Origin of the sequence: Kitasatospora sp. NPDC092286, assembly GCF_044755565.1 — a bacterium.
In the GTDB taxonomy this organism is placed as follows: Bacteria; Actinomycetota; Actinomycetes; order Streptomycetales; family Streptomycetaceae; genus Kitasatospora.
Window position 1 is genome coordinate 24,807 of the sequence record NZ_JBIVRD010000048.1, and the last position, 23,156, is coordinate 47,962.

Consider the following 23,156-nt stretch of genomic DNA (forward strand, 5'->3'; position numbering starts at 1 on the left):
GGTACCGGGGGGCCGGGCCGAAGTTTCACGACCGGACTCAAGCCACCTCGGGCGACGGCGAGTTGGAGGCGGTGGCCGGCGGGAAGGAGTAGACGTTCCCCGGTGAGACGATCTTCGTGATCGCCTGCCCGAACAGGGTCGACGGCTCCTCGCCCTGGTACGAGATGTCGGTGTTCAGCAGGACCACCAGCGTGGCCTGCGCCTGCGGCAGATACACCGTCAGGCTCTGGTACCCCGGCAGCGAGCCGTTGTGCCCGATCCACCCGTGGTTGGAGAACACGCCCAGGCCGTACCCGATGTCCGCCGACGAGGTCGGCAGCGACTTCAGCCGCTCGGCCTGCGTCGCCGGGCTCAGCAGCGAACCGGTGGCCAACTCCTTCGCCCAGGCCTGCAGATCGGACAGGTCGGAGATGACCGCCCCCGCCGCCCACGCCCAGGACGGGTTCCAGTCCGTGGCGTCCGTGACCGACCCGTCCGGCGTCTGGTTGGTGTAGCCGCGCGCGTGCGGCTGCGGGAACGACGCGTCCGTCGGGAACACCGTCCGGTTCAGCCCGGCCGGGTCGAACACCTGCTGCTTCAGGTAGTCGCCGAGCGACTGCCCGCTGAGCTTCTCCACCACCAGGCCGAGCAGCACCGTATTGGTGTTGGAGTACTCGAACCGCGCGCCCGGCGCGAAGTTCGCCGGGTGCTTGAAGCTGTACGCCAGCAACTGCTGTGGCGTGAAGACCCGGTTCGGATCGCCGATCACGGCCTGCGTGAAGTCCGGGTCCGAGGTGTACGGGAAGAGGCCGCTGCGCATCCCGGCCAGCTGCCGCAGGGTGATGGCGTCCCCGTTCGGCACGTCCGGGACGTACGCGGAGACCGGGTCGTCCAGCCCCGCCTTGCCCGCGTCCACCAGCCGCAGCAGGCCGGTCACCGTGAACGTCTTGGTCACACTGCCGATCCGCATGTTCAGCCCGGTGACCATCGGCGTGCCCGCGACCTTGTCGGAGACCCCGAAGGCCCGCTGATAGCTGCCGCCGGGGGTGGTGAGACCGACGATCACACCGGGCACGGACGCCTGGCTGAGCACCTGCTTGACCGCGTCGTCCAGTTTCGCGGTGACGTCGGGGGTGAGCGCCACCACGCCGCCGCCCGACGCGGAGGCAGAACCGGACGGGCCGACGCTGCCGGACGGGCTGGCCGAACCGGACGGGCTGGCTGAACCGGACGGGCTCGCCGAACCCGTGGCACTGGGGGAGCCGGTGGCACCGGGAGAGCCCGTGCCACTGGGGGAACCGCTGCCGGGGGAACCGGGGGAGCCGGCGGGGTACGACACCGACGGGCTCACCGCCGTCGGACTCGGCGCCGTCGGGCTGGCCGCCGCCGGAACGGCCGTCACCACCGGCCCGCCCGGGGCGGCCGCCTGCGGGTCACCGGAGCAGCCGGCACCCGCCAGCAGCCCGGTCAGGGCCAGCGCGGCGGCGGTCACCCGCCCGCCGGGGCGGGGAGCGGCGGAGTGCGGCCGTCGTTTCTTCGTCGTCATGTTCGAGGCGCCTCTCTGGCCGGACGGCCCCGGAGCGGCGCTCCACGAGGCCGTGGGGGAGCGATCGCCACCGTATGCGCGCCACGACCGCCCCGCGCGGCGGCCGCCGACCCGCTGGCCCGAACGGACCCACCGCTCAGCCGAGTGCCCCAACCCCGCTGGCGCCCCGCGCCGTTCTCCCCCAGAGTCCCCTGTCCCACCCCCGGGCGGGCCCCGCCGCACCCCGCCCGGACCGCCGGTCAGCAGCCCGCCGCCGAGGCCAGCGCCGCCTCGAACTCCCCGGCCAGCTCCGCGATCGCCGCCGCCGGGAACGCGTACTCGTTGTACCGCAGCCAGCACCGCAGGCTCCCGTCCGGCTGCTCGGCCGCCATCAGCTCCGGCACGTGCAGGTCCCCGCCGGGCAGCGGCCACGGCACCGTCGTGTTGCGCGGCAGCTCCCACTCCTCGCACGCCACCCCCGGCAGCTGCGCCGGCGCGTTCCAGCTCTCGTACCGCAGCCAGGCGGCGAACGGGGCCCGCGGGCTGAACTCGGCGAACGGGTACAGCTGGTGGTCCAGCGCGCCCGTCGAGGCCGCCCGCACCCGGTCCAGCAGCTCGGCGAAACCGGGGGAACCGCTCGCGTCCACCCGCACCAGCAGCGACTGCACGAAGCACCCCACCGCCCGCTCGGCCTCCGGCCGCGGCCGCCCCGGCACCGGCGTCATCAGCACCAGGTCCGGCTGCCCGCTGCGCGCCGCCAGCAGCCCGCTCCACACCGCCGCCACCGCCAGGAACGGGGTCGCGCCCAGCTCCGCCGCCCGCGCCCGCAGCGCCTCCGCCCGGTCGGCCGGCACCGTGAACCGGTGCGCGTCACTGAGCACCGTCTCGGTCACCCGACGGCCCGGGAACGGGTCGATCGCCTCCGGCGCCCCCGCCAGCGTCCGCCCGAAGTACGCCCGCGAGACCGGCCAGTGCCCGTTCGACCACTCCACCAGCTCGCGGTACGCCGGGCCCGGCCGGGGCGCCGGCACCGGACGGCCCCGCCGCAGCGCCGAGTACAGCACACCCAGCTCGCGCAGCAGCACCCCCACCGACCAGCCGTCGGCGACGATGTGGTGCACCGCGAGGAGCACGATGTGCTCCTCCGGTCCCCGGCTCACCACCGCCAGCCGGGTCATCGCCCCCTCGGCCAGGTCCGTCAGCCGGTCCCGCTCGGCGATCAGCCGCGCCGAGACCTGCTCGTCGCTCTCCCCGGGCGCCTCCACCAGCAGCACGTCCGCCCGCGGCTCCTCGTCCACCACCGTCCGCACCACGCCCTCCCCGGCGTCCGGCACCGGCACGAACCGGGTACGCAGCGCCGGATGCCGCCGGACCGCCTCGCGCAGCGCCTCGGCCAGCACATCCGTCCGCAGCGCCTCCGTCACCCGGAACACCACGGCCACCGAGCCGACGTTGCGGCCCTGCGCCTCGGCCATCCAGCGCAGGAAGTTCTCCTGCTGCGCGGTGAGCGGCACCTCGTGGGGCTGCGCCCGCAGCGCGCGCAGGAACGGTGACACCTCGGTGTGCTCCCGTACCGGCTCCACCGGTCCGGCCGCCCCCGCCTCGCCGAGCCAGGCGGCCTGGGCCCGCAGCGAGGGCCGCTCGAAGACCAGCGCCGTGCCGGCCGTCACGCCGAACTCGGCGGAGATCGCGGCGGCCAGCTGCACCGCCCGGAAGGAGTCGCCGCCGAGCGCGAAGAACTCCTCCTCGACCGCGCGCACCGGCCGCCCCAGCACCCGCCGCCAGAGCGCGGCCAGCGCCACCTCCCGGTCCGTCGCGGGCGCGGTTCCGGCGCCGTCGTCCGCCGCGGGCTCCGTGAACCGGGCCCGCAGCTCGTGCTTCACCACCTTGCCGCTGGGGTTGCGCGGCAGCCCGTCCGTCACCAGGATCCGCACCGGCAGCTCGGGCCGGGCCAGCCGGGCCCCCAGGAAGAGCCGCAGCGCGTCCACGTCCAGCCCGCCCGCCGCCGGCACCACGGCGGCCACCGGCACACTGCCCATCACCGGGTGCGGCACGCCCAGCGCCGCCGCGTCCGCGACCTGCGGGTGCTCGTGCAGCGCCTCCTCGATCCGCAGCGTGGAGACCTTCAGCGCACCCGACTTGATGATGTCGCTCTCCCGGTCCACCAGGTACAGGAAACCGTCCTGGTCCAGCCGGCCGAGATCGCCCATCCGCACCCAGCCGTCCCGGAAGACCGCCTCCGACCGCTCGGCCGCGCCCACGTACCCGCGCGGCGGTCCTGGCTGGCGCAGCCAGATCTCCCCGGTGCCGCCCGGTGGCACCGGCTCGCCGTCGGCGCCGAGGACGCGCAGGTCGGCCGGATCGGCCGGGCGGCCCACCGAGCCGGGCCTGCGGGTGTCGACGATGGCCGAGATCTGGGCGGGCGAGGCCTCGGCGGAGGTGTAGGTGTTGACCAGGGTGGCCTTCGGCAGCGCGGCGGCCAGCCCGGCGGCCACCGCCCCCGGCAGCGCCGCGGCAGAACAGCTGACCAGCAGCACGCCGCCCAGGTCGCGCCGCCCGGCGACACCCGAGTTCAGCAGCTCCACGGCCATCGACGGAACCAGGAAGACGGTGCCCGCCCGGTACTCCTCCACCACCCGTCCGAACTCCTCCGCGTCGAAGCGGGGCAGGCAGATCGTGGCCGGCTGCGCGGTGAGCGCGTTCACCAGCACCACCTGGGCGGCGTTGGTCCCGATCGGAAAGGCGTGCACCGCGAACCGGGAGTGGGCGTACGGGCGCGGCCGCGGGTCGGCCACCAGCCCGGCGGTGAGGCTGGCGTGCGCGGCACGCACGCCCTTGGGCGCGCCGGTCGTGCCGGAGGTGCCGATCACCTGGGCGACGTCCCCGGGCGCCGGCCGGTGCGGCGGCTCCCCGCCGGGACCACCGGCGGCCGTCAGCGCGTCCAGCCGGAACGAGGCGAGCCCGGCGGCGGCGCCGCGGCCCTCCCCGGGCGAGTCGCCGGATATCGCCCAGCGCGCCCCGGCGGCCGCGACCAGCCGGTCGGTGTCGCCCTGCGACAGGTCCTCGCGGATCACCAGGGCCGCCGCCCCGGCGTAGTGGGCGGCCAGGAACGCGACGGCGTACCCGTCCCACTCCCGGTTGGCGAACAGCAGGGCGATCCGGTCGCCCGGCCGCACCCCGGCCCGGGCCAGCCCGTGTGCCGTCCGTACCGCCCGCTCCCGCCACCGCCCGTAGGTGAGGGAGCCGCCGCCCGGCACCAGCAGGGCCACCCGCTCGGGATGCCGGGCTGCCCGGTGGTCCAGCAGATCGGGGAGGGTGAGCGGCGGGTGCGCGGTGCGGGCGGTGCTCTGGGCGTTGATGACGACTCCCGGGATGGCCGGCTGCGGGGCGGTGCGACCGCGGGCCTCCCGGGTCGCCGACTGGTCCAGACCGTAGCGGAGCCGTGAAGCCGTGCGCTACACCTCACTACACATCGTCAAGGATCTTCACGGCCAAGGAAGTTCGCCCCCGGACGGTTCCGGGCGCCCGCCGCCCACTCGTCGCTCGCCCATTGGGCGCGCCGTCGGGCGCTCCGCCGAACGGGTGCCGCCCGGCACGCCGCACCGCCCACCGGGCCGGGCTCGGGCACGATCGTTTAGCCCAGCTGTGGCGGCCCTTAAGAATTCCTCGATGGACCGCACCCCCTCCCACCAGGCAGATTGCTCCATGCCCGGTGCGACGGAGGCAGGAGCAGCCACCCCGCCGGGCCCCGCCGGCCTGCCCACACCAGGCCGCCCCCTCGTGCGTCAGGAGCCGCCGCAGTGAAGGCACTCGTCAAGCAGAAGGCCGAGCCCGGGCTCTGGCTGATGGACGTACCCACGCCTGCCATCGGCCCCGGCGAGGTGCTGATCAAGGTGCTGCGCACCGGCATCTGCGGCACCGATCTGCACATCCGCAACTGGGACGGCTGGGCGCAGCAGACCATCACCACCCCGCTCGTCCTCGGCCACGAGTTCGTCGGCGAGGTCGCCGAGGTCGGCGCGGCCGTCGCGGACATCGCCGTCGGCGACCTGGTCAGCGGCGAGGGCCACCTGGTCTGCGGCAAGTGCCGCAACTGCCTGGCCGGCCGCCGCCACCTGTGCCGCAACACCGTCGGCCTGGGCGTCGGCCGGGACGGCGCGTTCGCCGAGTACGTCACCCTGCCCGCCGCCAACGTCTGGGTGCACCGGGTGCCGGTGGACCTCGACGTCGCCGCGATCTTCGACCCGTTCGGCAACGCCGTGCACACCGCGCTGACGTTCCCGCTGGTCGGCGAGGACGTGCTGATCACCGGCGCGGGCCCGATCGGCATCATGGCCGCCGCCGTCGCCAAGCACGCCGGCGCCCGCAATGTGATGATCACCGACGTCTCCCCGTACCGCCTCGACCTCGCCCGCAAGGTCGGCGTCACGCTGGCGCTGAACGTCGCCGAGCACACCATCGAGGAGGGCCAGCGGCAGCTCGGCCTGCGCGAGGGCTTCGACGTCGGCCTGGAGATGTCCGGCCGCCCCGAGGCGATGCAGTCGATGATCGCCAACATGACGCACGGCGGGAAGATCGCCATGCTCGGCCTGCCCGCCGAGCAGTTCCCGGTGGACTGGGCCTCGATCGTCACCTCGATGATCACCATCAAGGGCATCTACGGCCGCGAGATGTTCGAGACCTGGTACGCGATGTCCGTCCTGCTGGAGGGCGGCCTCGACCTCAACCCCGTGATCACCGGCCGGTACGCCGCCACCGACTTCGAAGCCGCCTTCGACGACGCCGCCGGCGGCCGCTGCGGCAAGGTCATCCTCGACTGGACCGTCTGACACTCTGTAGGGAGACACCGTGTTCGACAACGTGCGCGACGACCTGGCCGCCACCCTCGACGAGATCCGCGAGGCCGGCCTCTTCAAGCCCGAGCGGGTGATCGGCAGCCCGCAGAGCGCCGCCGTCACCGTCACCACCGGCGGGCGCCCCGGGGAGGTGCTCAACTTCTGCGCCAACAACTACCTCGGCCTGGCCGACCACCCCGAGGTGATCGGCGCGGCCAAGGAGGCGCTGGACCGCTGGGGCTACGGCATGGCCTCGGTGCGCTTCATCTGCGGCACCCAGGACGTCCACAAGGAGCTGGAGGACCGCCTCTCGGCCTTCCTCGGCCAGGAGGACACCATCCTGTACTCCTCCTGCTTCGACGCCAACGGCGGCGTCTTCGAGACCCTGCTCGACGAGCGGGACGCCGTCATCTCCGACGCGCTCAACCACGCGAGCATCATCGACGGCATCCGCCTCTGCAAGGCCCGCCGCCACCGCTACGCCAACCGCGACCTGGCCGACCTCGAACAGCAGCTCAAGGAGACCGCCGACGCCCGCCGCCGGCTGATCGTCACCGACGGCGTCTTCTCGATGGACGGCTACGTCGCCCCGCTGCGCGAGATCTGCGACCTGGCCGAGCGCTACGACGCCATGGTCATGGTGGACGACTCGCACGCCGTCGGCTTCGTCGGCCCCAACGGGCGCGGCACCCCCGAGCTGCACGGCGTGCTGGACCGCGTCGACATCATCACCGGCACCCTCGGCAAGGCCCTCGGCGGCGCCTCCGGCGGCTACGTCGCCGCCCGCCGGGAGATCGTCGCCCTGCTGCGCCAGCGTTCGCGGCCGTACCTGTTCTCGAACTCGCTCGCCCCGGTGATCGCCGCCGCCTCGCTGAAGGTGCTCGACCTGGTCGAGCGTTCGACGGAGCTGCGCGAGCAGCTGGCCGCCAACACGGCGCTGTTCCGGTCCAGGATGACCGAGGCCGGCTTCGAGATCCTGCCCGGCGACCACCCGATCGCCCCGGTGATGATCGGCGACGCCGCCAGGGCCGGCCGGCTCGCCGAGCTGCTGCTGGAGCGCGGCGTGTACGTGATCGGGTTCTCGTTCCCGGTCGTCCCGCACGGCCAGGCCCGGATCCGGGTGCAGCTGTCCGCCGCCCACTCCACCGAGGACGTCGAGCGCGCCGTCGCCGCCTTCATCGACGCCCGGGCGGCCCTGGGGGAGTAGCCCCCTGGGGCGGCTCCGCTCGGCTCGGCTTGGCGCCCGGGCGCCCCTCGCCGGGTGCGCCCCACCGGACCGCCCGTGGCCCGTCCGCTCGGAACCGGACGCGCCACGGGCCCCAAGCCGCCGTGCGGCGGAGGCTGGACCAGCCCGCCTCCGCCGCACGGCACACCAGACCACCTGCCCCACCCTCCTGCCCCGGAGTGAGAAGTCGGCCCTGTCGACTTTCCACTCCGGTTTCCACTCCGGGGAGGGCGGGCCGCGCCGCACTGGCAGAATTGGCCCGTGATCGACGCACGACGGCTGCGGACCCTGCGGGCCGTGGCGGACCACCGCACCGTGACCGCCGCGGCGGCCGCCCTCTACCTCACCCCCTCCGCCGTCTCCCAGCAGCTGACCGCCCTGGAACAGGAGACCGGCCACCACCTGCTCGCCCGCGAGGGCCGGGGCGTCCGGCTCACCGCCGCCGGGGAGATCCTGCTCGGTCACGCCGACGCCGTACTCGCCCAGCTCGAACGCGCCGAGGCCGACCTCGCCGCCTACAGCGCGGGCGTCGCGGGCGAGGTCACCGTCGCCTCCTTCGCCACCGGCATCGCCCTCGTCCTCGCACCCGCCATCGGCACCCTGGTGACCCGTGCGCCCGGCGTCCGCCTCAAGGTGCTGGACGCCGAGGGGGACGCCAGCCTTCCGATGGTCCTCGACGGGCGGGCCGACCTCGCCGTGGCCGTCGAATACCGGGGCGCGCCGCGCGCCGACGACGCCCGGCTCACCCGCGTGCCGCTGTACGCCGAACCGTTCGAGGCGGTGCTGCCGCTCGCCCACCCGCTGGCGGCCGGCCGGGGCCCGATCGCCGTCGCCGACCTCGCCGCCGAACCCTGGATCGGCCCCTACCCCGGCAACCCCTGCCACGACGTGGTCCTGCTGGCCTGCGAGCACGCGGGTTTCCAGCCGCGCCTGGTGCACTCCTCGGACGACTTCCGCGCGGTGGTCGCGCTGGCGTCGGCCGGTGCCGGTGTCGCCCTGGTGCCGCGCTCCGCGCTGCGCGGGGTGGACCTCGGCCAGGTCGCGGTGCGGCCGGTGGACAGCGCCCTCGCGACCCGCCGGGTCTTCGCCGCGGTCCGGGCCGGGGCGGACGGACACCCGCTGATCCGTCCGGTGCTGGACGCCCTGGCCGAGGCGGCGGCGGCCACCGGGTGAACGACGGGACCCTCGCTGACATCGAGGAATGCGCCTGCCTCTGGGACGGGTCGGAGCCCGGCCGGGTTCTCCGCCGGGGCGGGATCGTCGACATCCCGACGATCTTCAACCGGATCACCCGCATGGTCCTGCTGATGGAGGACGGCGATGAACGGCGTGCGGTGACGGAGCGGATGCTGGACCACGGCGTTCCGCTGCCGGACGGCATCGGCCGAGGAACAGCCGGAAGGGGCGGGCCCAGTGGGCGGGTGGTCGGCTGTCCCGGCTCAGGGCGATCGGAACAGCTCGTCCAGGTGATGGGTGAGGATCGCCAGCGCGGCGTCACCGGTGCGCTGGCCGCCGAGCACGCTTGAGCCCAGGCCGTTGACCAGGGCCAGCAGTCCGGCGGCGGTCATCTCGGGGTCCTTGCCGGGGTCGATCTCCCCGGCCTGCCGGGCGGCGCGGATCTGCTTGGCGAGGAAGCCCTCCAGCAGGTCGGGCTGGGCCGTCCCGTGCTTCTCCAGCACTTCGGGATCGCTGAGCACCAGCGTGTAGTACGCGGCGTAGGTCCTGGTGATCCGGCGGCTCTCCGGATCGGTCGGCAGGATGCTCGACAGGACCGCGGTCACCAGCCCGCGCGGTGTGGACGGGGAGCCCGCCGCGCCGATCCACTGCGCCATCCGGGCCTGGATCTGGGCGCCGAGCCGGTCCAGCGCGTCCAGCAGCAGCCCTTCCTTGGTCGCGAAGTAGTACTGCACCAGCCGCAGGGAGACGCCGGCCTCGGCGGCGACCGCCCGCATGCTGGCCGACTGCAGACCCTGGGTGTCGGCGATGCGCAACAGTGCCTCGGCGATCTGCCGTCTGCGTTCCTCGTGATCGACCCGCACGTTCATGTGCACCTCCCTGGTACACCCGTATCATGTCGTGATACACACGTATCATGCGAATCAGCCAGTTCAGGAACGACCAGGCCAGGGACCGATTTCGGGCCGCCTACGAGCGGACTCTGGCGGACCTGTGGCCCGGCCCGCGGACGGCGCTGGACCTTCCGACCACGTTCGGGACCACCCGCGTCTACCGAGCCGGCCCGCAGAGCGGCGAGCCGATCGTGCTGCTGCCCGGCTCGGGCGGAAACGCGCTGATGTGGTACCGGTACATCGACGTGCTGGCTCGGCACCGCCCGGTCATCGCCGTCGACGCGATCGGCGAGCCGGGCGCGAGCGTGCAGACCGCCCCGATCGGCGACGGCCGGGACGGAGCCGACTGGCTGGACGAACTCCTGGCCGCACTGGAGGTGACGGCCGCCCAGGTCGTCGGCTGCTCCTACGGCGGCTGGCTGGCGCTCAACCACCAGATCCACCGCCCCGGCCGGGTCGCCTCCCTCACCCTGCTGGACCCCGCGGGCTTCGCCGGCACCGGCCCCCGGTTCTACGCCTGGCTGATCGCCGGCGGACTCGCCGCGGCCGCGCCGCGCCCGCTCCGCCCCCGGCTGGCCCGCCTGGTCGGCAACAGCGCCATCCTGGAGAGCGAACTGATGAGCCTGCTGCGGGCGTCGATGGGATTCCGCCGCGCACTCCCGGTGCCCCCGGTCTTCTCCGACGAGGAACTGCGCCGCCTGCGTGTCCCCGCGCTGTTCCTGCTCGGGGCGCGCAGCGCCATGCACGACGCGCGCGAGGTCGCCGACCGCCTCGGCCGGCTCGTCCCCTCCGCCCGGGTGGAGATCGTGCCCGGCGCCGGCCACGCCTTGCCGACCGACCGGCCGGACCTGGTGGCCGACCGCATCCTCCACACCGCCGGTCGGTAGTGCCACCGGGCCGGTCCCGGCGGGCCGCCGCCGATGAGCCGCGGCCGGCCGGGAGCCCCCGTCGCGGCAGTGCCGCCCGGATCGGGCTTTCGGCCGCGGTCCTCGGGTGCGCGGGCGGGGTCGGTGGCCCCTGTTTTCGAGGCGGGTGCCGGGCCTGGCATGATCGGTGCATGGTCGAACGAGTCATCGCAGCCTGTGACGGAGCCGCCAAGGGCAACCCCGGCCCGGCGGCCTGGGCCTATGTGGTTGCGGACAGTGCCGGGGCTCCCCAGCGCTGGCAGTCCGGTCCGCTGGGGCACAGCACCAACAACGTCGGTGAGCTGACCGCGCTGGAGCGACTGCTGGCCGCGACGGATCCCGCCGCGCCGCTGGAGGTCCGTCTCGACAGCACGTACACCCGCGACGCGGCGACGAAGTGGCTGGCGGCGTGGAAGCGCAACGGCTGGAAGACCGCGGCCGGCAAGCCGGTGGCCAACCGCGAGCTGATCCAGCGCATCGACGCGCTCCTGGAGGGGCGCGACGTCACCTTCGTCTATGTCCCCGCCCACCAGGTGAACGGCGACCCGCTGAACGCGGTCGCCGACAAGGCCGCCAGCGATGCCGCCCGTACCCAGGAGGGTGCCGGTGGCACCGCTGCCGACCTCCCGGTACCGGATCCCGTTCCGGCCCCGGCGCCGCGGGGCGGGCGCCGCGCCTCCTCGCCCGCGGCGAAGAGGACGTCCTCGGGCGCTCCGAGGACGCTGTCCGCGCGATACCCCGGGACGTGCGCGTGCACCCGCCCCTACGCCAAGGGCGACACGATCACCAAGGTCGGCACCGGCTGGGGACACCCGCAGTGCGCGGGTGCGCAGGCCTGAGCCCCGGCCAGCGGCCGTACCCGGGGCGTCGTCACCGGCATGACGGCAGGTAGGGGGACCTGAGCACCTGAGCCCGCCGTACCCCGGCGGGCCGACGCCGCCCGAGGGCCCGCCGGCGGATCGTGACGGCCCCTGCTCCGCCGTCACCTGCGCGGTTTCGCTATCTTGTTCGCTGCATCGCCGCGAAGCCGCGGCCATCGGGTCGCGGTCGCCACGTCGCGGCGGCGCAACCCGCCGTCAGGATCCCGGAGCCCACTTTCCATGGACGCCGTACCCGTCGCCGAGGGGCCGCAGGCCCCCGAGACGCCGCCCACCACCTGTTTCCGGCATCCCCGCCGGGAGTCGTACATCCGGTGCACCCGGTGCGAGCGCTACATATGCCCCGACTGCATGCGGGACGCGCCGATCGGCCACCAGTGCCCGGAGTGCGTGAGGGAGGGGCAGCGCAGCGTCCGGCAGGCCCGGACGGTCTTCGGCGGACGGCTCGTCAGCACGCCGGTGCTGACGTACCTGCTGATCGGCGTGAACGTCCTGGTGTACCTGCTGGAGCTGGTCCGGCCCTGGGCGGTCGAGCGCTTCGAGAACCTCGGCCAGGGCGTGCTGGGGCCGGACGGCCACCTGTACGTCGTCGAGGGCGGGGTGCTGCCGCCCGGCTTCCACGAGGCCGGGGTCGCGCACGGCGAGTGGTACCGGCTGATCACCTCGGCCTTCATGCACCTGCCCGCCACCGAGGGGCGGTTCGGCATCGCGCACATCCTGCTGAACATGTACTCGCTCTGGCTGTTCGGCCGGGTGATCGAGCATCAGCTCGGCCGCACCCGCTTCCTGGCGCTCTACCTGACCGCCGCTCTCGGCGGCTCCGTCCTCGGGTACGTGGTCGCGCCCGAGCAGGCCTCGCTGGGCGCGTCCGGGGCGATCTTCGGCCTGGTCGGGGCGTACTTCCTGATGACCCGGCGGATGCACCACGATCCACTCGGCGGCGGACGCCAGCTGGTGGGCTCGCTGCTCTGGCTGGTGCTCTCGGCCGGCTACACCTCCTGGCAGGGCCACCTCGGCGGACTGCTGGCCGGCGGCGCGCTGGGGGCCGCCCTGGTCTTCGCGCCCCGTACCGGCCGGGCGGCGGTGCAGACGGCCGGGGTCCTGGTGGTGCTCGCCGTGCTGGTACTGCTGGTGGTCGGCAAGACCTCCGAACTGTCCGCCGCCTCCCCCTGGGGCTGACGGGCCGTACGGGCGGTCCGTCAGCGGGCGGGGTCGGCCGGTGGCCGGACCCGAACGCCTCCCGGGCGGGGTCGACAGATCGCGTCGAGAAACCACGGTCGGTCGCCCGGCGGGTCGGGAACCGCCGGGCGACGCTCAGGAACGTCCGTGCTGTCAGCTGTCGAAGCCGAGGCCGAAGCGGTCGAGGGTGCGCAGCCAGAGGTTGCGCCGGCCGTTGTCGGCGTCGGCGCGGGTGAGCGCCCACTGGGTGATGCCGATGCCGATCGAGCGGGCCGGCTCGGGCGGGAAGGGCACCGGCTTGCGCCGGACCATCTCCAGAGCGGTGCGCTCGGTGCGCTCGCCGGCCAGCAGATCGAGCATCACCTCGGCGCCGAAGCGGGTGGCGCCGACGCCGAGGCCGGTGAAGCCGGCGGCGTAGGCGACCCGGCCGCCGTGCGAGAGGTCGAAGAAGGCGCTGAACCGGGTGCAGGTGTCGATCGCACCGCCCCAGGCGTGGCTGAACCGGACGTCGGCCAGCTGGGGGAAGGTCTGGAAGAAGTGCCCCGCGAGTGTCGCGAAGGTCTCCGGCCGCTGGTCGCGCTCCGCCCGGACCCGGCTGCGGAACTGGTGGACCACGTCGTACCCGCCCCACAGGATGCGGTTGTCGGCGGAGAGCCGGACGTAGTGGAAGTGGTTGGCGCTGTCGGCGAAGCCCTGGCGGTTGCGCCAGCCGACGGAGGCGAGCTGTTCCTCGCTGAGCGGCTCGGTCATCAGCGCGTAGTCGTAGACCGGCACGGTGTAGAGCCGGTGGCGGCGCAGCAGCGAGGGGAAGGCGTTGGTGGCGAGGGCGACGCGCCGGGCGCCGACCCGGCCGTACGGGGTGCGGACGGTGATCCCGCGCGGGGAGTCGGTCAGCGCGGTGGCCCGGGTGTGCTCGTGGATGCGGACGCCCAGGTCCAGGCAGGCCTGCTTGAGGCCCCAGGCGAGGCGGGCGGGGTTGACCATGGCCACGCCCTCGCGGTCCCACAGGGCGCCGAGGAAGGCGGGGGAGTCGATCTCGGCGCGGACGGCCTGGCGGTCGAGGAAGTCGAGTGTGCCGCCGTAGCGGGCGGCGAGTTCGGCGAACTCGTGCAGGCCGTCGACCTGGTAGGGCTCGGTGGCGACGACGAGTGAGCCGGTGCGCTCCCAGTCGCAGTCGATGCCGTACCGCTTGACGGTGTCCTCCATGGCCTGCAGGTTGGCGGCGCCGAGCCGCTCCAGCGTGGCGAGTTCGCCCGGCCAGCGCTGGTGCCCGTTGGCGAGGCCGTGGGTGAGGCTGGCCTCGCAGAACCCGCCGTTGCGCCCGGAGGCGGCCCAGCCGATCTCCTGCCCCTCGATCAGCACCACGTCGAGTGAGGGGTCGCGTTCCTTGGCGATCAGCGCCGTCCACAGCCCGCTGTAGCCGCCGCCGACCACCAGCAGGTCGCACCGGACGTCACCGACCAGGGCGGAGGCGGCCGTGGGACGGCCGGGGTCGTCGAGCCAGAACGGTACGGGCTGGGTGTCCTGGAGGGCGCGGACGGGGTCGGCCATGGCGGTGGCTCCTTCGGTGCATGGAGGGTCAGGGCCTCTGGATACGGTCATCAGACCGCCGGGCCGCTTTCAACGTCAATGGTGTTGACATAAGCCTCACGCCGCCGGGACCTCGATCCGGTCCAGGATCTCGGCGGCGATCGCCTCGGCCCCCGGCTCGTAGCGGTGCGCCAGGTCGCGGAACAGCCGCTCGGCGGCCTCGGCCGGCCAGTCGGCGGGCAGATGCCCGGCCGGCAGGTGCGGATCGCCCCGGACGAGGTCCAGTCAGTCGGTGTGCAGCAGGAGCCGGCGGGCCAGGTCGTCCTCGGCCGCGCGCCGGGCTCGGCGCCGCCCCAGCGGGCCAGGAAGGCGCGGTAGCCGACGGCGGTCGAGGCGAGGTCGAAGGCGGCCGGCAGGCCGGCGGCCTCGGTGGGGGCGGCGGCCCGGCCGTGGAAGATCCGCAGGTGGCCCTCCAGCCCGAGCCCCTCGACCAGGGCGGCCACGTCCACCTCGCCGGGCGCCGTCCACAGGCCGCTCTGCAGCGGGGCGAGCCCGCCCCGGACCAGCCGGGAGCGCAGGTCGTGCCGTTCGCGGCGCCAGGCCCCGGGGAGGGAGAAGCCGACCACCGTCCAGGTGCCGTCCCACTCCCGGTTGACGGCGCCGGTGCGCCAGATCCGGCCCCTGGTCGAGGAGTTCGGGGTGAAGGGCTTCAAGTTCCACCCCAGTATCCAGGCCTTCCACCCCAATGACCGGCTCTCCTGCCCGCTGTACGAGGCCATCGAGGAGGCCGGTGCGATCGCCGTCTTCCACACCGGCCAGACCGGGATCGGCGCGGGCGCGCCCGGGGGGCGGCGGCATCCGGCTCGAGTACTCCAACCCGATGGACGTGGACGACGTCGCCGCCGGCTTCGCCGCGCCGCCGGTCAAGGACGAGGTCCGCCCGAAGATCCTCAAGGAGAACGCGGCCCGGCTGCTCGGCCTCGACGGGAGGTGAGGAGGCCCATGCGCAACCAGGGCTGACCGAATCCGAACGCGCATTCCGGATCGGCGATATGACGACCCATCATCCCACCTCCGCCACCGTGACCGACCCCGCCGCCCTCGCCGCCACCATCACCTCCGCCGCCCGTGACGGTCGCGCCCTGGTCGACCAGGAACTGGAAGAAGGCCTGCGCTCGCTCGCCGTCCCCGTCCACGACGGCCACGTCGTCGCCGCCGTCAACGTCGCCCTCCACGCGGGCCGTGGCACCCCCGCCGAAACCCGCGCGATCCTCCTCCCGCCGCTGCGCGAAACCGCCGCCGCCATCACCGCCGACCTCGCCACCGTCCGCCGCTGGTCCGGACCGCCGATCCCCTGACTCGCCGTAGGGCGGTCTCCGTGCCGCGGTCGGCAGCGTCGGCGACGCGATCAGGGTCCTGTTCGGCGGGCCTCCTGGCTGACGGACGGCCCCGGTGCTTCGAGTCGGCTCCGCCGCGTGCCCGCCGCAGGGAGGCGGGCCGCGGCGGCGTCGAGGAGGAGGTCGAGGGCGTAGGGGTAGCCGCTGCGGCGCATGTCGGTGGCGAGGAGGTGGGCCGTGGCGGCGATGTGGGGGTGGGTGGTGGCGTCGAGGCGGGCGTAGGAGGCCTGCCAGACCTCGAGGTCCGCTGTCTGGGCGGCGACGGGCAGGGCGAGGGCGGCGGCGTCGAGGGCGGCGAAGCCGAGGCTCTGGTCGACGAAGGCGTGGTAGATCCGGACGGCCTCGGGGTCGGGGAAGCCCGCCGCGCGCAGGATTCCGAGGAGGGTTTCGACGGCGGCGATCTCGTGGGTGCGGCCGGTGGTGCGGTGGGCGGCGAGCAGGGCGGCCTGCGGGTGGGCCTGGTAGGCGGAGTGGATGCGCAGGCCGAGGGAGCGCAGATCGGCGCGCCAGTCGCCGGTGGGCTGCCAGCCGGCCCGGGCGCGGCCGATGAGTTCGTCGGCGACGGCGAGCAGCAGGTCGTCGGTGCTGCGGAAGTAGCGGTAGACGGCGCTGGGGTCGGCGCCGAGCGCGGCGCCGAGCCGCCGTACGGTGAGCGCTTCGGCGCCGTGCTGGCCGATCAGCCGGAGCGCGGTGTCGACGATCAGCTGCGCGGAGAGGACGACACCCTGCTTGGTGGGCCGCCTGCGCCGCCGCTGGGGCTCGGGGACTACGCGTTCGCTCATGCCGGGAAGGCTATGTCAACGTCCTTGACGTAGGAAGGGCCGGACGGAGGAGGGCCGGATCTCCAGCAGGGTGGGGACGAGCGCGCCGGTCGGTTCCCGGCTGCCGCTCTCCAGGGCGGCCATCAGCAGCTCGATGCCCTTCTCCGCGACGAGGGCGGGCTGGAGGCTGAGCGTGCTGACCGGGGGGTGGGTGTCGGCGGCGGAGGCGTCCTCGCTGGCGCGGACCAGCAGCAGGTCGTGCGGGACGGCCCGGCCGGCTCTCCGGCAGCCCAGCGGATCCGACAGCTTCGACATCGCGCTCGGCGTCTGCGAGCACCGAGACCGCCCCGGGCGCCGACGCCACCGCCCTGCTGCGGGACGGCCGCATCTCCGTCACCCCCGTCACCGCCGATCGCACCTATGGTGTCCGCACGGTTGACCCCCAGGAGCTCAACCGGCTCCGGCACTACATCGAGCACGAGGCCCCGCGCCCGTGACCCCAACGCGGGGCCCCGAGCCCGTGACCCCCAGCGGAAAGAGCAGCGCATGACCACCGCAGGACCGCAGGACCACCCGGTCGTCCCGACCCGCCAGGGCCCGGTGCGCGGCGAGCGCCGCGCCGGCGGCAGCGTCCGCTTCCTCGGCGTCCCGTACGCCCAGCCGCCCGTCGGCGACCTGCGGTTCGCCGCGCCCGTGCCGCCCCGGCCGTGGACCGGGGTGCTGGACGCGACCGCCTACGGGCCGACCGCCCAGCGCCGCCCGTTCGGCGAGGTCACCACCATCCCCGAGCCGACCATCCCCGGCGGGTCCATCCTCAACCTCAACGTCTTCACCCCGGATCCCGCCCCGGCCGCCGGCCTGCCGGTGCTGGTCTGGATCCACGGCGGCGGCTTCGTCGCCGGCTGCTCCGCCAGCCCCTGGTACGACGGCGCGGCCTTCAACCGGGACGGCGTGGTCGTGGTCTCGATCGGCTACCGGCTCGGCATCGAGGGCTTCCTGCACCTGCCGGACGCCCCCGACAACCGGGGCGTGCGGGACTGGATCGCCGCGCTGGAGTGGGTCCGCGACAACATCGCGTCCTTCGGCGGCGACCCGGCGAAGGTCACCGTCGCCGGGCAGTCGGCGGGCGGCGGCGCAGTGCAGACACTGCTCGCGACCCCGGCCGCCCGGGGGCTGTTCCGCGCGGCGATCTCGGCCTCCGGCGCGGTGATGCGGCCGCAGGACCGCGCCTGCGCGGAGTCCGCCACCCAGCTGTTCGCCGACCGCACGGGGGTGCCCGCCACGGCGGCCGCCCTGCGGGACGCCACCGACGCGGAGCTGCTGGCCTTCCAGGACGCGCTGGACGCCCCCGGTGAGGGACGGGACGGGCTGCCTGCGCTGCTCCTCGCGCCCTTCGCCGATGGCGAGCTGGTCCTGGTGCCGGTGCAGGAGGCGCTGGCCGACGTGGACGTGCCGCTGCTGCTCGGCTTCACCGCGCACGAGTTCGCGGCCCCGGCGGAGGAGGGCGTTTCCCCGGCGGAGGCCGAACTGCTCGGCCTGCTCGCCGAGTTGGGACTGGACGACAGCCGTGCCGCGCGCTTCCTCGCCGAGCGCCCGGGAGCGGGCGGCGGCGAGGCGATCACCGACTGGCTGTTCCGCGCCCCCGCCCTGGCGGCCGCCGACGCCCGGTCCGAGGGCGAACGCCCCACCTGGCTCTACCAGTTCGACTGGTCGGGCACCGCTCCCGGTCGCACCGGGCAGGCCTACCACTGCATCGACCTGCCCTTCGCCTTCGACCTGCTGGACGCCGAGGGAGCCGAGGCGGCCCTCGGCGCCCACCCGCCGCAGGCGCTGGCCGACGCCGTCCACGGCGCCTGGGTCGCCTTCGTCCGCGACCTCGACCCGGGGGCGGCCTGGCCGTCGTACCGGGACGGGCGCGCCACCATGCGATGGGGTGTCGAACCCCGGGTGGAGCGCGACCCGTTGCGCGCCGTCCGGGAGATCTGGCTCCTCTGACGCGGGGAACCGGGGGAGTCTACGTGCGGCCCGGAGTTCGGGACCTGCCTCCCGCCCGGGCCGCCCGGTCTGCTGCTCGCCCTGATCGCGAGGAGAGGCCGGGGCCGGCACAGTCGACCGCCCCACCTGAGGCAACCGGAGCGGGACGGGCGACCGCGCCCGCCGACACCGTCGGCGGGCGCGGTCGTGTCTTCCCGGCCTCGGTCCACCGGCCCGTCGGCGCCTGCGCGTCGGCTCGGTCTTCTCCGTCGCCGCCGCGGTTCGGGAGTCACCCGCTCGGCCATGGGGCGCTTATGACAACAGCATTGACCTGTGAAGGGCTTGCGGGTTGCATGGCCTGCCACCGGCCCGTTCGGCCGAACCCCCCCACGAAGACGGCGGTGACCCGTTGGCAAACTTGCTCAACGACGCGGGCCCAGACCCGAGAACCCGGACCACCGGGACCACCCGGCCCGCACTGCGCAGGTCGCTGGGCGTCGGCGGCGCCGTGGCGCTCGCCGCATCGAGTACGGCGGCCACCAGCAGTATCGGCATCGGACTCGGTCTGATGGCAGGCATCGTCGGTCTGCACCTGCCGGCGATCATGGGACTGGCCTTCCTGCCCGTCCTCGCCATCGCGGGCGGCTACGGACGGCTCAACCGGGTCGACCCCGACGCCGGGAGCAGCTACCGGTGGGTGGGCGCGGCCCTCAACCCCTGGCTGGGCTTCCTGACCGGCTGGGTCAACATCCTCGGCACGGTCGTGTTCATGGCCTACACCACCACGGTGACCGGATCCGCGCTGATCCAGCTGCTCGGTGCGGCCGACGTGCACAGTGTCGCGGGCCTGTCCCTGAGCCCGGACTCCACCCTTCAGTGCACCGCCCTCGGCATGGTCGTGCTGATCGCGTCGGCGCTGGTCGCGGTGCGCGGGCTCGACCTCGCCGCCCGGCTGCAGAAGTACCTGCTGATCTTCGAGTACGTCGTGCTGCTCGGCTTCTGCGGATACGGCCTGTTCGCCGGCGACCAGCCCTTCTCGCTCGACTGGTTCAATCCGCTGGCCATCCCCTCGTTCCACGCCCTCGCCCAGGGCATGGTGCTCGCGGTGTTCTGCTACTGGGGCTTCGAGTCGGTCTTCAGCGTGGGCGAGGAGGTCCGCGACCCGCGCGACGCCTCGCGCGGCGGCTTCATCGCCCTCACCGTGATGATGCTGCTCTTCGTGCTCGCCGGCACCGCCTTCCAGCGCGTTCTCCCCATCGACGAGTTGGTCGGCAACGGGGCGCAGGGCCTGACGTACTTCGGCAACCGGCTCGCCGACCAGCCGCTCGCCGCACTGCCGCTGATCGCCCTGACCTTCTCGGCCATGGCCTCGCTGCAGGCCTCCGTCGTGCCCACCGCGCGCGGAATGTTCGCGATGGGACGCGACGGCACCCTCGGACCCGTCTGGACGCGCCTGCACCCCCGCCACGGGACCCCCGCCGCGGGCACCCTGCTGGTCACGGCGATCGCCACCGCCCTCGCCCTGCTGTCGCTGGTCATTCCCACCGTCAGCTCGCTGATCTCCGCCACGGTCAACGCGATCGGCATCGTCGTCGCCCTCTACTACGCCCTGACCGCCGTCGCCGCCGCCGTCCGCTTCCGGTCCCTGCTGCGCACCTCGCCCGTCGAGGCGCTGCGGGCGGTCGTCGCCCCGCTGCTCGGCGCGGCCACCCTGCTCGGCGTCGGCGGATACCTCGCCTGGAGCTTCTACGACTCGGCCGACCACTTCGAACTCTCCGCGGAAAACGGCTGGTTCGAGCTGCTGATCCCGGTGCTGATGGTCGGCTCCGGCCTGCTGGCCGCCGCCTGGGCCCGCTGGCACCGCCGATCGCCGTACTTCACCGCCGGGTTCGGAGCGGGCAATGCCGACGGCCGGGCCGGTGCCGACAGCCGGGCCGGCGACGACGGCCCGCTCGCCGCCGACATCCCGGCCGGCAGCGGCAGTTCGGCCCGCACCGTCTGACGGACGCCGCGCGGTCCCGTCCGCGCGCTGCGCCGCCCTTTCCCACCGCGGTCCCCCCGAAGACCGCCGACCCCAGTTGGAGCACGTCCATGCACCAGGCAGACCTGGTATTCACCCACGGTCCCGTCCACACCGGGGACTCCGCCCGGACCCGGGCGAGCAGCCTCGCCGTGACCGGGGAGCGGATCACGGCCGTCGGCCACGACGAGGTACGGGAGCTGATCGGCCCGAAGACCGAAGTGATCGACCTGCGAGGCAAGTTGCTGCTCCCGGGCTTCCAGGACTCGCACATCCACGCCGTCTACGGCGGCGTGGAGCTCGCCCAGTGCGACCTCACCGGCACCACCGGTGTCGACGAGTACCTCCGGCGCGTCCGCGAGTTCGCCGATACCCACCCCGAGCGGGCGTGGATCACCGGCGGCGGCTGGTCGATGGAGAGCTTCGACGGCGGCCTGCCGACCCGGCAACTGCTCGACTCCGTGGTCCCCGACCGCCCGGTCTACCTGCTGAACCGCGACCACCACGGTGCCTGGGCCAACACCCGCGCGCTCGAACTCGCCGGTCTCACCCGGCAGAGCCCGGACCCGGCCGACGGCCGGATCGAGCGGGAGCAGGACGGCACGCCCAGCGGCGTCCTCCAGGAGGGCGCCACCGGCCTGGTCGCCCGGCTCGTCCCGCCGACGAGCGCGGCCGAACGGCTGGCCGGGCTGCTGCGGGCCCAGGCGCTGCTGCACTCGCTCGGCATCACCGGCTGGCAGGACGCCCTGCTCGGCGAGTTCAACGGCCAGCCCGACCCCTCGGACGCCTACCTCGCCGCCGCCCGGGACGGCTCCCTCACCGCCCGGGTCACCGGCGCCCTCTGGTGGGACCGCGATCGGGGCGCGGAGCAGATCCCGGAGCTGGTCGCCCGGCGGGCGGCGCTGCGCCACGGCCGCTTCCGGGCGGACTCGGTCAAGATCATGCAGGACGGCATCGCGGAGAACTTCACCGCGGCCCTGGGCAGCCCGTACCTGGACGCCTGCGGCTGCGCCACGGCCAACTCCGGTCTGAGCTTCGTCGATCCGGTGGCCTTGCGGTCCTACGTCACCGAGCTGGACGGGCTCGACTTCCAGGTGCACTTCCACGCGCTGGGCGACCGCGCGGTGCGCGAAGCACTGGACGCCGTCGAGGCCGCTCGGGCCGCCAACGGCCGCCGCGCGACCCGGCACCACCTCGCCCATCTGCAGGTGGTCCACCCCGACGACGTGCCACGCTTCGCCCGGCTCGGCGCGATCGCCAACATCCAGCCGCTGTGGGCCGCCCATGAGCCGCAGATGGACGAGCTGACCATCCCCTTCCTCGGTCCCGAACGCGCGGCCTGGCAGTACCCGTTCGGTTCCCTGCTGCGGGCCGGTGCCACGCTCGCGGCCGGCAGCGACTGGCCCGTCAGCAGCCCCGACCCGATCGCCGGCCTGCACGTCGCGGTCAACCGGATGGAGCCCGAAGCCACCGACGGCCGGGTCTTCCTTCCCGAGCAGCGCCTCGACCTGGCGAGCGCCATCGCCGCGTACACGGCGGGCTCGGCCCACGTCAGCGGCCTGGACGACACCGGGATTCTGCGGGTCGGCCGGCTGGCGGACCTGGTGGTGCTCGACCGCGACGTCTTCGCCGCGCCGGCGGAGGAGATCTGCGAGGCCAGGGTCCTCCGGACCTATACGGGGGGCGCGTTGGTGCACTCGGCCGAGTGAGGTCCGGCGTCCTGGCCGTGGCCCCTCGCCCGCCCCGTCCTCCGCACGTGACACGTGCGGAGGACGGCCCCGGCTGTCGCCGGTGCCCGACGCGTAGGGTGGATCCGCCTGATGACCGTCCGTCCCGTAGCAGGAGCTTCCATGAGTGAGACCGCCGTTCCCGATGCCGTGCTGCCGGTCGGGGTGATCGGCCTCGGCGACATCGCGCAGAAGGCCTACCTGCCGGTCCTCACCGCCCTGCCCGGACTGGACCTGCGGCTGATGACCCGGGACCGGGCCAAGCTCGACCGCCTCGGCGAGACCTACCGGATCGCCGCCGGGCACCGCTTCACCGACCTCGGTGAGCTGATCGGCTCCGGCATCCGGGCCGCCTTCGTGCACGCCGCCACCGACCAGCACGTCCCGATCGTCGAGCAGCTGCTCACCGCGGGCGTGGACGTCTACGTGGACAAGCCGCTCGACTACACCCTGGACGGCGCCCGCCGGCTGGTGGACCTCGCCGAGCGCACCGGCCGCTCGCTCATGGTGGGCTTCAACCGCCGCCACGCCCCGGGCTACCTGCTCGCCAAGGAGCGCCCGCGGGACCTGATCGTCCTGCAGAAGAACCGCGAGGGCCTGCCCGAGGCGGCCCGGTCCCTGGTCTTCGACGACTTCATCCACGTGGTGGACACCCTGCGGTTCCTGGTGCCCGGCGAGATCGAGCACGTGGACGTCCGCTCCCGCACCCGCAACGGTCTGGTGGAGCACGTCGTCCTCACCCTCGCCGGTGAGGGCTTCACGGCGCTGGGCATCATGAACCGCGTCTCGGGTTCGACCGAGGAGATCCTCCAGGTCTCCGGCGCGGATTCCAAGCGCGAGGTGGTCAACCTCGCCGAGGTGATCGACCACCGCGGCCAGCCCACCGTCCGCCGCCGTGGCGACTGGGTCCCGGTGGCCCGCCAACGCGGCATCGAGCAGGTGGTGCAGTCCTTCCTGGAGGCCCTCCGGGCCGGAAAGACCCTCACCGCCCGCGACGCGCTGCGCACCCACGAGCTGTGCGAGCTGATCGTCGAGCGGATCGAGTCCGCCTGACACCGGCGGCGGCCCGGCACCGCCGGGCCGCGACCCGCGCCGGGCGCCCCGGTACGAGCGAGGGGCGGGCGGCCTCGTCCGAGACCGCCCGCCCTGTTC

General features: G+C 74.2%; 18 protein-coding genes and 2 pseudogenes. 12 read left to right on the forward strand and 8 right to left on the reverse strand.

Features of this window, described 5'->3' with window-relative positions; all coding sequences use genetic code 11:
• Window positions 1-37: 37 nt before the first annotated feature.
• Both ACIQIB_RS33800 and ACIQIB_RS33805 read right to left on the reverse strand, forming a co-directional pair.
• Window positions 38-1,525: a serine hydrolase domain-containing protein gene (locus tag ACIQIB_RS33800; protein ID WP_400762704.1), complete on the reverse strand. Its 1,488-nt coding sequence runs from the start codon at window positions 1,523-1,525 to the stop codon at window positions 38-40.
• Between the two features lie 239 nt (window positions 1,526-1,764).
• On the reverse strand, window positions 1,765-4,932 hold the full coding sequence (locus ACIQIB_RS33805; RefSeq protein WP_400762735.1) for an AMP-binding protein: 3,168 nt from the start codon (window positions 4,930-4,932) through the stop codon (window positions 1,765-1,767).
• Between the two features lie 372 nt (window positions 4,933-5,304).
• Here ACIQIB_RS33805 and tdh point away from each other — a divergent pair, with 372 nt between their 5' ends.
• The 3 genes from tdh to ACIQIB_RS33820 all read left to right on the forward strand — a co-directional run bounded on the left by tdh (window position 5,305) and on the right by ACIQIB_RS33820 (window position 8,737).
• Window positions 5,305-6,333, forward strand: coding sequence for an L-threonine 3-dehydrogenase (gene tdh / locus ACIQIB_RS33810; protein WP_400762706.1), 1,029 nt, complete (start codon window positions 5,305-5,307; stop codon window positions 6,331-6,333).
• A 19-nt stretch (window positions 6,334-6,352) separates the two neighbouring features.
• Window positions 6,353-7,546: a glycine C-acetyltransferase gene (locus tag ACIQIB_RS33815; protein ID WP_363611520.1), complete on the forward strand. Its 1,194-nt coding sequence runs from the start codon at window positions 6,353-6,355 to the stop codon at window positions 7,544-7,546.
• 279 nt (window positions 7,547-7,825) lie between these two features.
• The gene (locus tag ACIQIB_RS33820) at window positions 7,826-8,737 is read left to right on the forward strand and encodes a LysR family transcriptional regulator (protein ID WP_363611522.1); all 912 of its coding nucleotides are present in this window, start codon (window positions 7,826-7,828) and stop codon (window positions 8,735-8,737) included.
• A gap of 266 nt (window positions 8,738-9,003) precedes the next feature.
• Here ACIQIB_RS33820 and ACIQIB_RS33825 read toward each other — a convergent pair whose 3' ends face one another.
• Complete coding sequence (locus ACIQIB_RS33825) at window positions 9,004-9,603, reverse strand: TetR/AcrR family transcriptional regulator (protein WP_400762736.1); 600 nt, start codon at window positions 9,601-9,603, stop codon at window positions 9,004-9,006.
• 53 nt (window positions 9,604-9,656) lie between these two features.
• Here ACIQIB_RS33825 and ACIQIB_RS33830 point away from each other — a divergent pair, with 53 nt between their 5' ends.
• The 3 genes from ACIQIB_RS33830 (at window position 9,657) to ACIQIB_RS33840 (ending at window position 12,595) form a co-directional block, all read left to right on the forward strand.
• Window positions 9,657-10,520 (forward strand): alpha/beta fold hydrolase, encoded by an 864-nt coding sequence (locus tag ACIQIB_RS33830; protein ID WP_400762708.1) that lies wholly within the window; start codon window positions 9,657-9,659, stop codon window positions 10,518-10,520.
• Window positions 10,521-10,690: 170 nt separating this feature from the next.
• Window positions 10,691-11,377, forward strand: coding sequence for a ribonuclease H (locus ACIQIB_RS33835; protein WP_363611526.1), 687 nt, complete (start codon window positions 10,691-10,693; stop codon window positions 11,375-11,377).
• 261 nt (window positions 11,378-11,638) lie between these two features.
• Complete coding sequence (locus ACIQIB_RS33840; protein ID WP_400762710.1) at window positions 11,639-12,595, forward strand: rhomboid family intramembrane serine protease; 957 nt, start codon at window positions 11,639-11,641, stop codon at window positions 12,593-12,595.
• A gap of 153 nt (window positions 12,596-12,748) precedes the next feature.
• Here the strand turns inward: ACIQIB_RS33840 and ACIQIB_RS33845 are convergent, their stop codons facing one another.
• The 3 genes and pseudogenes from ACIQIB_RS33845 to ACIQIB_RS33855 all read right to left on the reverse strand — a co-directional run.
• Window positions 12,749-14,146, reverse strand: coding sequence for an FAD-dependent oxidoreductase (locus ACIQIB_RS33845; protein ID WP_363611530.1), 1,398 nt, complete (start codon window positions 14,144-14,146; stop codon window positions 12,749-12,751).
• A gap of 96 nt (window positions 14,147-14,242) precedes the next feature.
• Window positions 14,243-14,410 (reverse strand): PaaX family transcriptional regulator C-terminal domain-containing protein, encoded by a 168-nt coding sequence (locus ACIQIB_RS33850; RefSeq protein WP_400762738.1) that lies wholly within the window; start codon window positions 14,408-14,410, stop codon window positions 14,243-14,245.
• 197 nt (window positions 14,411-14,607) lie between these two features.
• Window positions 14,608-14,751: pseudogene (locus ACIQIB_RS33855) on the reverse strand (PaaX family transcriptional regulator); the annotation flags it as partial.
• 7 nt (window positions 14,752-14,758) lie between these two features.
• Between ACIQIB_RS33855 and ACIQIB_RS33860 the strand changes: the two are divergent.
• Window positions 14,759-15,119: pseudogene (locus ACIQIB_RS33860) on the forward strand (amidohydrolase family protein).
• A gap of 58 nt (window positions 15,120-15,177) precedes the next feature.
• The gene (locus ACIQIB_RS33865; RefSeq protein WP_400762712.1) at window positions 15,178-15,483 is read left to right on the forward strand and encodes an IclR family transcriptional regulator C-terminal domain-containing protein; all 306 of its coding nucleotides are present in this window, start codon (window positions 15,178-15,180) and stop codon (window positions 15,481-15,483) included.
• 50 nt (window positions 15,484-15,533) lie between these two features.
• Here ACIQIB_RS33865 and ACIQIB_RS33870 read toward each other — a convergent pair whose 3' ends face one another.
• Window positions 15,534-16,304 (reverse strand): TetR/AcrR family transcriptional regulator, encoded by a 771-nt coding sequence (locus tag ACIQIB_RS33870; RefSeq protein WP_363611536.1) that lies wholly within the window; start codon window positions 16,302-16,304, stop codon window positions 15,534-15,536.
• A gap of 15 nt (window positions 16,305-16,319) precedes the next feature.
• Window positions 16,320-16,598, reverse strand: a complete 279-nt coding sequence (locus ACIQIB_RS33875; RefSeq protein WP_363611538.1) for a substrate-binding domain-containing protein — start codon at window positions 16,596-16,598, stop codon at window positions 16,320-16,322.
• Between the two features lie 231 nt (window positions 16,599-16,829).
• Here ACIQIB_RS33875 and ACIQIB_RS33880 point away from each other — a divergent pair, with 231 nt between their 5' ends.
• The 4 genes from ACIQIB_RS33880 to ACIQIB_RS33895 all read left to right on the forward strand — a co-directional run bounded on the left by ACIQIB_RS33880 (window position 16,830) and on the right by ACIQIB_RS33895 (window position 23,057).
• Window positions 16,830-18,278, forward strand: coding sequence for a carboxylesterase/lipase family protein (locus ACIQIB_RS33880; RefSeq protein ID WP_400762715.1), 1,449 nt, complete (start codon window positions 16,830-16,832; stop codon window positions 18,276-18,278).
• Window positions 18,279-18,675: 397 nt separating this feature from the next.
• Window positions 18,676-20,259, forward strand: a complete 1,584-nt coding sequence (locus tag ACIQIB_RS33885) for an APC family permease (protein WP_400762740.1) — start codon at window positions 18,676-18,678, stop codon at window positions 20,257-20,259.
• An 89-nt stretch (window positions 20,260-20,348) separates the two neighbouring features.
• The gene (locus ACIQIB_RS33890; RefSeq protein ID WP_363611542.1) at window positions 20,349-21,986 is read left to right on the forward strand and encodes an amidohydrolase; all 1,638 of its coding nucleotides are present in this window, start codon (window positions 20,349-20,351) and stop codon (window positions 21,984-21,986) included.
• Window positions 21,987-22,157: 171 nt separating this feature from the next.
• Window positions 22,158-23,057, forward strand: coding sequence for a Gfo/Idh/MocA family oxidoreductase (locus ACIQIB_RS33895; RefSeq protein ID WP_363611577.1), 900 nt, complete (start codon window positions 22,158-22,160; stop codon window positions 23,055-23,057).
• Window positions 23,058-23,156: the final 99 nt, after the last annotated feature.